Here is a 13121-nt window from a genome sequence, read left to right as displayed (position 1 = left end):
GCCCCGGGGCCTACACGCCCGACACCACCGCGTTGTCGATCGCGTCCAGGTCGACGCCCGGGCGGACGGCGCGGTTCGTGAGGAGGACCCACGCGAGGCCCGCCGAGGGATGGATCCAGAACTCCGTGCCCGACCAGCCGCCGTGCCCGTACACGTCGCGGTCGATGAGGCCCGGCGCGCGCGTGCGCAGGTTCCAGGAGAAGCCCCAGTCCTGCCCGCGCTCGGCGGGGTAGGGCTCGAGCCGCGGGATGTCGCCGGTCAGCGGCCGGCGCATCATGGCGAGGGTCGCCGGCCGCACGATGTCGCCGCCCCCGGCGAGGAGCGCGGATCCGATGCGGAGCAGGTCCTCCGCGCGCCCGATGAGGCCGGCGCCGGGGTGGCGGAGCGCGGCCATCCGGGCCACGTCGAGACCCTGCTCGGCGGCGTCCACGACGGGGTGCGGATCCGCGGACTCCTCGAGCGTGAGGCCCGTCGCCCCGGCCGCGCCCGCGAAATCGGCCACCTCCGCGTCCCACGCGCGACCCGTGGCGTGGCGGATCAGCTCCGCGACCCCCTCGAACGCGATCGACGAGTAGCGCGATGCGGCGCCCGCGGCGAAGTCGCGCCCGGGGCGGAGCAGCGCGGCCGTGAGCCCCTCCGGCGCGTCGAGGGCCGGCTCGATCAGGCCCGACGTGTGGCTGACGAGATGCCGCAGCTGCACGACGTCCTCGCGGCCGGCGCCGACCTCGGGCACGGCGTCGGCCAGGGGAGTGAGCGGCGTCAGGAGCCCGCGCTCGACCGCCCGCGCCGCCGCGAGGCCGACGAGCGGCTTCGTGATCGAGAACAGGCGGAAGTGGTCGCCCGTCCGCGCGGGCCGCCCGGCCGTCCCGCCGAACGCCTCGAGGGTCGTCGTGCCGCGGGCGGTCGCGACGCCAAAGACGGCGGCGGGCAGCCGGCCCGCCTCCACGTGCGCGCGGACGAGGCCCGCCGCGGCGCTCACGCGCGCTCCCGCGGGGCGACGACGAATGCGTACTCTTGCGGCGCCAGGGTGCGCGTGCCGAACGGATCCGCGGATCCGAGGAGCGTGCCCGGCGCCGTCACGGTCGCGGGGGCGGATCCGTGGTTGATGAGCGTGAGGAGCTCGCCGCGGCGGGCGACCTCGACGCCGTCCGGCACGTCGGCGATCTCGCCCTGGACGCCCGCGTCCTCCAGCAGCGCGCCCACGACGTCCCCCAGCGCATCCGGCGCGGGCATCGTCGCGAGGTACCACGCGGATCCGTCGCCGTACGCGCGGCGCGTGAGCGCGGGGCGCCCCGCCGACGGCCCGTCCGTGAACGCCGCGACGACGTCGGCGTCGTCGGCCCACACGGCCTCGGCGATGATCGTGCCGGATCCGGACACCCGGCCCGCGAACGCCGCGTACGCGCGCGGGTCGGGGGCGGTCCCGGCGGATCCCTCCTCGCCCGCGCGCTCGGCGACCGTCGCGCGGGCCGGGGGAACAAGCGCCCGGAAGTCCTCGAAGGCGACGCCGAGGACGGGGCCGAGCTGGGTGAGGAAGCCGCCGGCGCGGAAGCGGTCGTTCGCGTCGACGACGTCGGTGAACGGTCCGGCGGCGAGGACGCCGCCGTCCGCGACGAAGCGCGATAGGGCCGCGGCGCCCGCGTCGCGCAGCAGGTAGAGGAACGGCGCGATCGCGAGCTTGTACCGGGCGTCGACCTTCTCGGGCGGCACGATGTCGACCATCACGCCGCGGCGCACGAGCGCCGCGTGCCAGTCGCGCACGAGCTGGAGGTAGTCGAGGCGGGTCGGGTGGCCCTCGCCCTCCACGGCCCACCAGTTCTCCCAGTCGAACACGAGCGCGACGGCGGCGTCGTTGCCCGGATCCGGCAGGTCGCCGAGGTGCCCGAGCGCCTCGCCGAGCGCGACGGATTCGCGCCACGTGCGCGTGCGGGTGCCGGCCTGCGGCAGCATCGCCGAGTGGAACTTCTCGGCGCCCGCGCGGGACTGCCGCCACTGGAAGAACAGGATCCCGTTCGCGCCGCGGCCGATCGACTGCGCGGTCTCTGCGGCGAGCTGCCCGTCGACCTTCGAGGGGTTCGCCGGGCGCCAGTTCACGGCGTCTGTCGCCTGCTCCATCAGGATCCACGGCGTGCCGCGCTTGAGGGAGCGCACGAGGTCGCGCTGGAAGGCCGTCGTGAGCGGGCGCGCCGGATCCAGCGGATCCGGGTAGCAGTCGTCCGTGATGACGTCGATGTCGTCGGCCCAGGACGCGTAGTCGGCGGGCGGGAAGGCGCCCATCATGTTCGTCGAGATGGGCTGGCTCGCGCCCGCGGCGCGGATGATGTCGCGCTGCTCGCGGTAGACGGCGAGCCACGTGTCGGACATGAAGCGCTTGTAGTCCAGCACCTGCGAGGGGTTGCGGATGAAGGGCGCCTTGCGCGGCGGGAAGACCTCGTCGATCGAGGAGTAGCGCTGCGACCAGAACGCGGTGCCCCATGCCTCGTTGACGCCCTCGACGGATCCGTACCGCTCGAGGAGCCAGGCGCGGAAAGCGTCGCGCGCGGAGTCGGAGAACTCCTCGTTGAGGTGGCAGCCGAGCTCGTTGTCGACGTGCCACATGACGATGGCCGGGTGATCCGCGTAGCGCTCGGCGAGGCGCCGGACGAGCTCGCCCGCGAGGCGCCGCCACGTGGGGGAGGAGGGGGAGTGGTGCTGACGGGATCCGTGCCAGTACGGCGCGCCGTTCTCGTCCGACGCGAGCGTGTCGGGGTGCTCGGTCGTCACCCACGGCGGCGCAGAGGCGGTGGCCGTGGCGAGGTTGACGCCGATTCCGCCGGCGTGGAGGAGGTCGATCACCCGGTCCAGCCACGCGAAGTCCCACGTGTCGGGGGTGGGCTGGATCCGCGACCAGGAGAAGATGCCGAGGCTCACGGTGGTGACGCCGGCCTCGCGCATGAGCGCGACGTCCTCGGGCCAGATCTCCTCCGGCCACTGGTCGGGGTTGTAGTCGGCGCCGTACAGCACGTGTGTCTCCTGAGAGGTTCAGTAAGTCCACATTTCTCCGACATTTCTACGCGTCTCACGCATAGAAATGTCGGAGAAATGTGGACTTAGGGGGTTAGGGGGTGCGGCGGCGGGGGCGCTGGGGGACGGCCGCGGCCGCAAGGGTCGCGCACCCGATGGCGGGCACGACGAGGGGCACGAGCATCCAGCCGGCGAGGGCGACGAAGGCCGCCGCGATCGCGTGATACGCGGCACCGGCCGGATCCGCGCCGACGGCGGTCGGGAGCGCGCGCAGCGCGCCCGCCCACCCCAGATCGGGCGACCACAGCCCGGCGGCGAGGACGAGCGCCCCGCCCGCGAGGGCGGCGACGACCCAGCCGGCCGTCGCGATCAACCCGCCGCCCGGGAGCGCCCCGGATCCGGCGAGCACGATGTCGAGCGCGAGCACGCCGGCCAGCACGACGGCGCCCGCGCCGACCGCGAGGCCCGCGGGGAGCGCGCGAAGAAAGTCGCGCCAGAGCGCCCGGTAGGGGGATCCGTCGGCCCGCGCGAAGCGGCGGAGGTGCCGGATCCCCGCGGCCAGCGCGGCGGGGAGGGTGACGAGGGGGAGGCCGAGGAACGTGACGATGATGCCGACGAGCAGCACCTCGCCGAGCAGCGCGAACGCCCCCGAGGCGCCGGGGTTCGCCCCGGGCTCGGCGTTGGTCGGGCCGCTGCCCGACCGGGCGATGCGGCGCGCCTCGCGCTCGGCCTTCCCCATCGCCATCAGCCCTTCAGGCCCTGGGTCGCGACGCCGTTGACGAGGAACCGCTGGAACACGATGAAGAACAGCAGCACGGGGATCAGGGCCACGAACGAGGCCGTCACGGTCGCGCCGTAGTCGCTCGTCGAGGTCTGGTCGTTGTACAGCCGCAGCGCGATCGGGAGCGGGTAGTTCTCCGGGCTGTTGAGGTACAGCAGCGGCGCGAGGAAGTCGTTCCAGGTCCAGATGAACGTGAAGATCGCGCTCGTGATGAGGGCGGGCTTGATGAGCGGCAGCGTGATCGACCAGAAGATCCGCAGGTGGCCGGCGCCGTCGATGCGCGCGGCCTCGTCCATGTCGCGCGGCAGGTTGCGGATGAACTGCACCATGAGGAACACGAAGAATGCCTCGGTCGCGAGGAACTTCGGGAGGATCAGCGGCACGAACGTGTCGACGAAGCCGAGCTTGTTGAACCAGATGTACTGGGGGATGATCACGACGTGCACGGGCAGCAGCAGCGTGCCGATCATGGCGGCGAAGAAGATGCCGAGGCCCTTGAACTTCACGCGGGCGAACGCGTACGCCGCGAGCGAGCTCGACAGCAGCGTGCCGACCACCGCCGACACGGCGAGGATCGTCGAGTTCATGAAGAACCGCCACATGGGGACGCCGCCGATGCCCTCCGACACGGTCGCGTAGTTCGAGAGGGTCGGCTCCCAGGGAATGAGCCCCTGGTTCTGGCCGAACTCGGCGTTGGGCTTGAACGTGGAGGCGAACAGCCAGATCAGCGGGTAGATCACCACCGCGGTGATCGCGAGGAGAACGACGAACCAGACCACCGTCTGCCAGGCGCGACGGGTCATGCGGCGTCGCGGGGCGGGCTTGCCGGTCGTGACGAGGGCAGTGGCGGTCATCGGTCGTCTCCCGAGTAGTGGACCCAGTTCTTCTGGGTGCGGAACAGGATCACGGCGATGATGGCGACGGCAATCATCACGACCCAGGCGATGGCGCTCGCGTAGCCCATCTGGGTGTCCGTGAATCCGCGCTTGTAGAGGTACAGGGTGATGAAGTTCGTCATGCCGGCGGGGCCGCCGGTGCCGTTCGAGATGATGTAGGCCGAGGCGAACACCTGGAATGCGCCGATGAGCTCGATGAGCAGGTTGAAGAAGATCACCGGCGAGAGCATCGGCAGCGTGACGGCCTTGAAGCGGCGCACGGGGCCCGCGCCGTCGACCTCGGCTGCCTCGTAGAGCTCCTTCGGGACCTGCTTGAGGCCCGCGAGGAAGATGACCATCGTGGCGCCGAACTGCCACACGGCGAGGAGGATCATCATCGGCACGACGAGGTTGACGTTGCCGATCCACCCGCCGAGGTTGATGCCGATCGCCGACAGGGCCGTGTCGACGGGGCCGTCCGTGTTGAACATCGCGCGCCACACGATCGCCACCGAGACCGAGGCGCCGATGAGCGAGGGGGCGTAGAACGCGGACCGGAAGAACGCGGCGCCGCGGTCGCGGTAGTTCAGCAGCAGCGCGATCGCGAGCGCCGCGGCGAGCTTGATCGGGGTGCCCACGAGGACGTAGACGAGCGTGATCTGCGCCGACTGGATGAACTGCGGATCGTCCGTGAACAGGCGGATGTAGTTCTCGAACCCGACCCATTCGGGCGCGGTGAAGAGGTTGTACGACGTGAACGAGAGGTACAGCGAGTACGCCATCGGGCCGACCGTGAGGCCGAGGAACCCGATCATCCACGGGGTGAGGAACGCGTATCCGGCGAGGGTCTCGCGGAGATTCCGGCGGCGCTGCGCGGGCGTCGCGGTGCGCCGCTGTCGCGGTGGCTTCAGCCCCGCCCTGTTCGCCGTGACGACGGCTCTCGTTGTTGTCGTTGACATGATCTCCCGATCGGTGGGTGGTGGGCGGGGCGGCGTCGCCCCGCCCACCGGGGTGTACTCAGTTGAGGATGACGTCCATCTCGGAGAAGAACTGGTCGACGGCCTCGTCGACCGTGACGGTGCCGTAGCCGAGCTCCTGGCCCAGCTGGCGGAACTTCTCCTCGAGGGTGCCGTAGCCGACGATCGGCACGGGCGGGGCGTCGCCGAGGCGATCCGCGATCGAGGCCTCGTAGTCGCGCACCTGCTGGCTGAGCTCGTCGAGCTCGGCGGCCTCGAGGGCCGTGTCCGAGGCCGGCAGGCCGCGGTTCGTGCCGAAGATCTCGCCCGACTCGGGCGAGTTCACGAGGAAGTCGACGAGGAGCGCGGACGCCTCGGGGTGGTCGGTCGTCGCGGCGACCGAGTGGAGCATGGAGGGCTTCAGGTAGAGGTCCTGCGCGCCCTCCTCGACGATCGGCGGCGCCTGGAGCGTGAGCTCCGTGTAGTCCCCGCCGAGGTTGCCGAGGTAGCCGGCGCCGAAGTTGTCCCAGGTGCCCTCGCTGAGCACCTGCGCCGTGTCGAATCCGCCGAGGGGGTACACCTCCTCCGCCTTGGCCGCCGGGAAGGCACCCTCCTCGCGGATCGCGGATCCCTGCTCCCAGAACGCCCGCAGGTCGTCCTCGGTGAAGTTCGGCTCGCCGTCCTCCGTGAACAGGTCCTCGCCCATCGCGCGCTGCTGGAGCTCGAAGAGCTGGATCCGGCCCGTCCAGTCGCTCGCGCCCCAGACCTCGTGGCCGTTCTCGTGCGCCGTGGCGGTCGCGTCGGCGATCCACTGCGTGTATTCGTCGTAGGTGCCGCCGGCGAAGTCCTCCACACCGACCGTGTCGAGGAGCTTCGGGTTGCTGAACAGGCCCCACGCGTTGGTCGATGTCGTGATGCCGTAGTTGCCGCCCGCGACCTCGCCGATCGCGAGGATCTCTTCGGAGAGGGCGGAATCGTCGATCTCCTCGCCGACGTAGGGGGCGAGGTCGAGCAGGAGGCCGTTCTCGGCGTACTGGCGCAGGTAGGAGTAGTCGAACTGCATCACGTCGGGCAGCCCGCCGCCCGCGGCCTCGGTCTGGCGCTTCTCCCAGTAGGCGGGGAAGTCCAGGAACGAGCTGTTGATCGTGATGTTCGGGTATTCCTCGGTGAAGGCGTCGAACGCCTGGTCGTACAGGTCGGCGCGCACGTCGTTGCCCCAGAAGGTAAAGGTCAAGGTGATCTCCTCCTCGGGGTCGAAGCCGTCGCCCCCGCCCGACCCGCTGGAGCAGCTGGTGAGCACGAGGCCGCCCGCGACCGTGACGGCCGCGGCGGCGAACAGAGTGGTTGTGCGGAACATCGGTGTCCTCTCAGAACGTCATCGTTCAGGCCCGGTCTACGGTGACTCGGGCGGCGCAAGGGAAAGCGCTTGCCGGTGATCTTAGGGCGAACGCGAAACGATTCACAAGAGGGTGACGGATCCGGCCCCGCGCCGTTGCCTGATCGTGACGCGGGGCCGGATGACGTCAGCCGAGGAGAACGTCGGCCTCGCTGAAGAACTGCTCGACGGCCTCGTCGACGCTCAGCGTGCCGAGCCCGAGCTCCTTGCCCAGGTCCCAGAACTTCTGCTCCAGCGAGCCGTAGCCGACCACCGGGGCGGGCGGGGCGTCGCCGATGCGGTCCTCGACCGAGGTGAGGAAGTCCGCGACCTGCTGGTCGGGGCCCTCGAGCGTTGCGCCGTCGAGCTTCGTCTGCGACGCGGGGAAGCCGAGCGACGTTCCGAAGACGGCGCCTGCCTCGGGGCTGTTCACGACGTAGTCGAGGAAGATCGCGGCGGCCTCGGGGTGCTCGCTCGACGAGGAAACGGCCATCTGCAGGCCGGCCTGGCGGTACAGGTCCTGCGAACCGACCTCGGCCGTCGGCGGAGCGATGATCGAGATGCTCTCGGCGCCGGAGTCGCCGAGGTAGCTCGCGATGAAGTTGCTCCAGCTGGCCTCGCTCGCCGTGAGGTTGGCGCCGAAGCCCGAGACCGGGTTGATCTCCTCGAGGCTCTGCTGCGGGACGACGACGCCGTCGCGATCCGCGGATCCGCCCTCCCAGAATGCGCGGAGGTCGTCCTCCGTGAAGCCGAGCTCGCCCTCCTCCGTGAAGAGGTTGCCGTCCGCGGCGCGCAGGACCATCTCGAAGTTCTGGATCCGCTGCGTGTAGTCAGTGCCGCCGTAGACCTCGCCGTCGGTGGCCTCCGTCACGGACGCCATCCACTCCGAGTACTCCTCGTAGGTGGTGCCGCCCGCGTAGGGCTCGATGTCGTACTCGGCGAGGATGTCGTCGTTCAGGAAGACCGACCAGGTGCTGTAGCCGAGGGGCAGCGAGTACTGCGCGCCCTCGAGCTGGCCGGTGCCGAGCAGGCCCTCGTCGATGGCGTCGGTCGCCACGTAGTCGCCGTACTCGCCGAGGTCGGCGAGCAGGCCGTTCTCGGCGTACTGGCGCAGGTAGGTGTCGGAGAACTGCCACACGTCGGGCAGGCCGCCGCCGGCCGCCTCGGTCTGGCGCTTCTCCCAGTAGGCGGGGAAGTCGCTGAACGAGCCGTTGATGGTGATGTTCGGGTACTCCTCGTTGAAGGAGTCGATGAGGTCCTGGTACCGCTGCGCGCGGTCGTCGTTACCCCACCACGTGAAGGTGAGTTCGACCTCGGCCTCGGGGTCGTACTCGCCGCCGCCCGCGTCGCCGGAGCAGCCGGCGAGGGCGAGGGAGCCGATGCCGATGCCGGCGGTGATGGTGAGGATGCGCCTCATGCGTCGCGTCATTGCTTGGTGCTCCTTAGTGCTTCGTTGCGAAGGAATGCCGCGCCTCCCGGGACGTTGGAAAGCGCTTCCCGAGGCACAATATTGCATCCCTAAACGTTTCACAAGTGCGCGGGGGAGATCCACTCGGGGCGCGGCCGCGCGCGGCGTGTCGGTCGCGGGCGGCCAACACAACGCCGTCAATTTTTCGGGTCGGTGTCCCCGGATCCGCGTGGTTGCATCGGCGGGGTCGAAATTGACTGCGTTGTGTTGCGAGAAGGGCCTGTGGTCGCACGAGGCAGGCGGCGCGCCGCGGACCCACCCACGCGCGCGCCGCCCGGATCAGGGGGCGGTCTCGGCCGCGAGGGCCGCGATCTCGCCGGGGGAGAGGGCTCCGTCGGCGACGACGAAGCGGTGCGCGAGGTCGAGCCGTTCGCCCGGCGCCAGGGTGACGGCCTCGTCGAACGTCGGCGACGGCGCGAGCACGGGGAACGGCTCCGAGCGCACGAACCAGCGCACGGGCGGCTCGGCCGAGCTGGCGCCCGCAAACGCCAGGATCGTCGCCCCGCCGTCGACCTCGTCCAGCTGCCCCGACAGCGCGAGCCACGGCTCGGCGGATCCCATCACCACGTCGGCGGCGGATCCCACGAGCCCCTCGTGCGCGGGCGTCGTCACGGCGCCCGAGGTGAACGAGCGCGCGAGCCGCAGGAACAGCCCGGAGTACCCCGCGTTCTCGCGACCGAGCGTCGTGGGGCTGCCGAGCACGAGGTCGTGACCCGCGATCGAGGTGAGGCTCGAGGTGATGTCGAGGGCCCAGATCCCGCGGTCGGTATCGACGCCGTGGAACCGGTGCGTCCGGTGCTCGGCCAGCCACGGCTCGCCCGCCTGCGTGATCCAGGTGAGCTCCTCGGCGACGGTGGCCTCGGATCCGCCCTGCACGCTCGTGAACTGGTCGTGACGGATCCGCCCGACGTTGTCGAGCGGCACGTATCCCTCGCCGTGCACGTACGTATTGCCGCCCCAGAAGTTCTGCCCCGACACGTCGGTCAGCGTCATCTGCAGGCCCTTGTGCCAGCGGTGATCCCACGGGCGGTAACCGGTCACGGTCGCGCCCGACAGGGTGCGCAGTGGGTGGAGGAACGGCTTGGGGCCCTCGAAGACCGGCGCGTCGTCGGAGAAGACGTAGCGCGCGATCTCCACCCCCGCGGCGTTGACGGCGAGGTCGCGGTCCTCCTGGGCGACGCGAACCTCAGACACGCGCGGCCTCGGGGCGTGCGGAGCGGATCGTGCCAGCGTGGATCCGTGCGGTCGCGTCGGCGGGATCGGATCCGGCCATGGATCCGTAGAACGGGTCGCCGGGCACGAGCTCCTCGCGACCCACCGAGCGGCCCTCGAGCGCCGACTTGTACATGCCGGCGGCGAGCTCCATGATCCGGCGGCCGTCGTCGCCGCTCGCGACGGGGCGCTCGCCGCGCTCCATCGCCGCGATCACCTGCGCGAACTGCGGGGCGTGCGAGTCGCTCGCGACGTTCTCGCGCGGCGCCCACGACGCGGCCTCCTCCGCCGGGACGCCGGGGGCCGGGGTCCACCGCCAGTGCGCGTTGTCGTAGCCGTAGAGGTGCTCGACCTCGACCGTCGCGCGCTCGAAGTCGATGCGGACGGCGCTCGTCTCGCGGGGCGACAGCAGGCTGTTGGTGATCGAGCACATCGCGCCCGAGGCGAAGCGCACGCTCGCCATCGACACGTCCTCCGTGTCGGTCTCGCGGGCGAGCGTCGACATCACGGCCGAGACGTCGGTCCACTCGCCGAGGAGCGAGAGGAGCATGTCGACCTGGTGGATCCCGTGCCCCATCGTCGGGCCGCCGCCCTCGGTCGCCCACTTCCCGCGCCACGGCACCGCGAAGTAGGCCGGATCCCGGTACCAGAGCGTGTCGCAGCGGGCCACGAGGGGGCGCCCCAGGGATCCGTCGGCGATGAGTTCGCGCAGGCGCACGGCGGCGGATCCGAAGCGGTGCTGAAAGACGTAGGAGGCGAACGGGCCGTCTTCGCCCTCGTGCTCGGCGATCGCGTCGTAGTCGGCGAGCGAGAGCGTCGGCGGCTTCTCGGACAGCACCCACGCGCCCGCGCGCAGGGCGGCGATCGCGGCGTCGCGGTGCGCGACGGGCGGGGTGGCGAGCGTCACGAACTGCGGGGACTCGGCGGCGAGCAGCGCGTCGAGGTCGGAGTACCACGCGGGGATGCCGAACTCGGCGGCGGCGGCGCGGGCCGCGTCGGCGTTGACGTCGCAGACGGCGACGACCTCGACGCGGTCGCCGAGGGCCGCGAGGCTCGGCAGGTGCTGGCCGCGGGAGATGGCTCCGGTGCCGACGACGGCAACGCGAATGGGCATGGGGCTCCTTTGCTCGAGCGCGTGGGAAAGCGCTTGCCGACACCCTACGCGGTCCGGCGCGACCAGGCTAGCCCCGGGCGGCGACATCGTTCAGCGGATCCTGGGCCCGCGCTGGGGCCTGGACAGGAGATCCCCCGGCGGATCCGAGGATCCGCAGGCCGCCGTCATCACCGCGGCGGGTGACATGGGAGGCACATCAGGCGCGAGAGGAGGTGAGGACGATGGACGGAATCCTGCAGGCGGTGGCGGCGCTCCCGCTCATCGCGGTGGTGCTGGCGATCGCGCTCGAGCCGCTCGTCGGCGACCCCGCGTGAGGACGGGGCACGTTGCCCCAACACAACGCAGTCAATTCTGGGCCCCGGCGACGAGGTCATGCCGATCGCGGGGTGGGCGGCCGAACATTGACTGCGTTGTGTTGGTGGGTCGCCCCCGCCCGCCCCCGCGGCCGCCCCCGGAGCAGGCCGCCCCCGGAGCCCCGCCCCCGCCTACCCCGCCTGCGTGCGGTGGAGGTCGGCGTAGCGCCCGTCGCGGGCGACGAGGTCCGCGTGGGATCCCACCTCCACGACGCGGCCGCGCTCGAGCACGACGATCCGATCGGCGCGGCGGATCGTCGAGAGGCGGTGCGCGACCACGAGCGTCGTCCGCCCGCGCATCAGCCGCTCCAGCGCCTCCTTCACGAGGGTCTCCGACGACGGATCCAGGGCGCTCGTGGCCTCGTCGAGGAGCAGGATCCGCGGATCCCTGACGAGGGCCCGCGCGATCGCGATCCGCTGTCTCTGCCCGCCCGACAGGCGCGCCCCGCGCTCGCCGACGACGGTGTCCCAGCCGTGGGGCTGCTGCGCGACGAACTCCCACGCGTTCGCGTCCTCGAGCGCCCGGCGGACGCGCTCGTCGGAGATGCCCTCGAGCCCGTAGGTGACGTTGTCGCGGACGGAGCCCTCGAACAGCACCGACTCCTGCGGCACGACCGAGACGAACCGGCGCACCGTGCGCATGTCGAGGCCGTGCGCGTCGACGCCGTCGATCAGGAGGCGCCCCGAGGTGGGGCGGACGAAGCCGAGCACGAGGTTCAGGAGGGTTGACTTGCCGGATCCGCTGGACCCGACGAACGCGACCGTCTCGCCCGCGCGGATGTCGAGGCTGACGTCGTCGAGCGCGGGGGTCTCGGCGTCGGGGTACGTGTGGCTCACGCGGTCGAGCGCGACGTCGCCCGCGACGGCGGCGACCTCGGCCCGGCCGTCGTTCTCCTCGAGGTCGGGCTCCTCGAGTACCTCCGCGATCGAGCGGACCGACTCGACGCCGCGCGTGGCGACGGGGATGAGCATGAGGATCTGCGTCAGGCCCTGCGTGAGGAGCGTGAAGTACGCCGAAAGCATGACGACCTCGCCCGGGGTGATGGGGAGGATCCCCGTGAGCGAGAACGTGGCGGCGAGCACGAGGCAGAACGCGCCGAGCATCTGCATCGCGACCCACGACATCGAGGCGATCCGCCCGTTGAGCATGTCGAGCACCATGCCCGCGCGGCGGACCTCGTCGGCGCTCGTCGCGACGCGCGAGACGGCCGTGCGCTCGAGTCCGTGCGCGCGCGTGATGGGGATGAGCGACGCCATCTCGCCGACGCGGGCGGCGAAGCCCTCCATCTCCCGGCGGAACGCCTCGTTGTGCACGCGGGAGCGGCGGGCAGAGAACCAGCGGATCCCGATCGCGAGCGGGACGGCGAGGAGGTAGACGGGGAGGAACTCGGGAACCTTGATCGCCGTCATCGCGAGCGCGCCGACGAGCACCATCGTGGCCGAGAGCAGCGGGTGCGTGACCTGCTGCAGCATGAGCTCGATGTTCTCGACGTCGCGAACGACCTTCGTCTGCAGGATCGAGGCGCTCATGCGCGAGTGATAGCCGATCGAGAGGCTCTGGAGGCGGTCGGCGAGCGCGTTGCGGAGGTCGGCGCCGGTGTCGCGGACGACGGTCATGAACATCCGCGTGTACACGAGGTGGTTGGGGTAGTTCTGCAGGAGCAGGGCGGCGGCGAGCGCGAACCACCACCACACGGCCGAGAGTTGCCCGCCCGCGGCGACGATGTCGACGATCGCCGCCGTGATCACGGGCATCGCCCAGAGGGGGATCTCCTTGAGCGTGAACGCGAGGATCGCGAGCGTCATGCGGCCGGGCCGGCGCGCGAGGAGGCGGAGGATCGTGCGGGTGGGTCTTCGGCCATCCACGCGCGTCGAGGTGTGGGAAAGCGCTTGCTGAGGCATGATGTCCATCATGCCGTTCCCTCACCGTCGAGGGAACGGCCCCTATGTCCACATTTCTCCGGTAAGTCTCACCGGAATCCGG

10 protein-coding genes are annotated in these 13121 nt (G+C 71.2%); all 10 read right to left on the bottom strand.

What is annotated here, in order from left to right:
* Positions 1–10: 10 nt before the first annotated feature.
* The 10 genes from G8E01_RS00640 to G8E01_RS00595 all read right to left on the bottom strand — a co-directional run bounded on the left by G8E01_RS00640 (position 11) and on the right by G8E01_RS00595 (position 13039).
* Positions 11–979: a serine hydrolase gene (locus G8E01_RS00640; RefSeq protein ID WP_166314441.1), complete on the bottom strand. Its 969-nt coding sequence runs from the start codon at positions 977–979 to the stop codon at positions 11–13.
* On the bottom strand, positions 976–3003 hold the full coding sequence (locus tag G8E01_RS00635; protein WP_166314438.1) for a beta-galactosidase: 2028 nt from the start codon (positions 3001–3003) through the stop codon (positions 976–978). The genes G8E01_RS00640 and G8E01_RS00635 overlap by 4 nt, the downstream gene beginning before the upstream one ends.
* 94 nt (positions 3004–3097) lie before the next feature.
* Complete coding sequence (locus G8E01_RS00630; RefSeq protein WP_166314435.1) at positions 3098–3748, bottom strand: hypothetical protein; 651 nt, start codon at positions 3746–3748, stop codon at positions 3098–3100.
* The gene (locus G8E01_RS00625; protein WP_420826118.1) at positions 3748–4587 is read right to left on the bottom strand and encodes a carbohydrate ABC transporter permease; all 840 of its coding nucleotides are present in this window, start codon (positions 4585–4587) and stop codon (positions 3748–3750) included. Before G8E01_RS00625 ends, G8E01_RS00630 begins: the two co-directional genes overlap by 1 nt.
* Positions 4588–4634: 47 nt before the next feature.
* Positions 4635–5618 (bottom strand): carbohydrate ABC transporter permease, encoded by a 984-nt coding sequence (locus tag G8E01_RS00620; protein WP_166314429.1) that lies wholly within the window; start codon positions 5616–5618, stop codon positions 4635–4637.
* A gap of 58 nt (positions 5619–5676) precedes the next feature.
* Positions 5677–6972 carry an ABC transporter substrate-binding protein gene (locus G8E01_RS00615; protein ID WP_166314426.1) on the bottom strand — a complete coding sequence of 432 codons (1296 nt, stop codon included), beginning with the start codon at positions 6970–6972 and terminating at the stop codon, positions 5677–5679.
* A 166-nt stretch (positions 6973–7138) separates the two neighbouring features.
* On the bottom strand, positions 7139–8407 hold the full coding sequence (locus G8E01_RS00610; RefSeq protein WP_166314423.1) for an ABC transporter substrate-binding protein: 1269 nt from the start codon (positions 8405–8407) through the stop codon (positions 7139–7141).
* 330 nt (positions 8408–8737) lie between these two features.
* Complete coding sequence (locus G8E01_RS00605) at positions 8738–9652, bottom strand: DUF6807 family protein (protein WP_166314420.1); 915 nt, start codon at positions 9650–9652, stop codon at positions 8738–8740.
* Positions 9645–10784: a Gfo/Idh/MocA family protein gene (locus G8E01_RS00600; protein ID WP_166314417.1), complete on the bottom strand. Its 1140-nt coding sequence runs from the start codon at positions 10782–10784 to the stop codon at positions 9645–9647. The genes G8E01_RS00605 and G8E01_RS00600 overlap by 8 nt, the downstream gene beginning before the upstream one ends.
* Before the next feature lie 485 nt (positions 10785–11269).
* Positions 11270–13039, bottom strand: coding sequence for an ABC transporter ATP-binding protein (locus G8E01_RS00595; RefSeq protein ID WP_166314414.1), 1770 nt, complete (start codon positions 13037–13039; stop codon positions 11270–11272).
* Between the last annotated feature and the right edge of the window lie 82 nt (positions 13040–13121).

This window comes from Microbacterium excoecariae (genome assembly GCF_011326725.1).
Taxonomy (GTDB): domain Bacteria; phylum Actinomycetota; class Actinomycetes; order Actinomycetales; family Microbacteriaceae; genus Microbacterium; species Microbacterium excoecariae.
The sequence above is the reverse complement of the archived record's forward strand: the minus strand, read 5'-3'. Positions and strand labels throughout refer to the sequence as shown.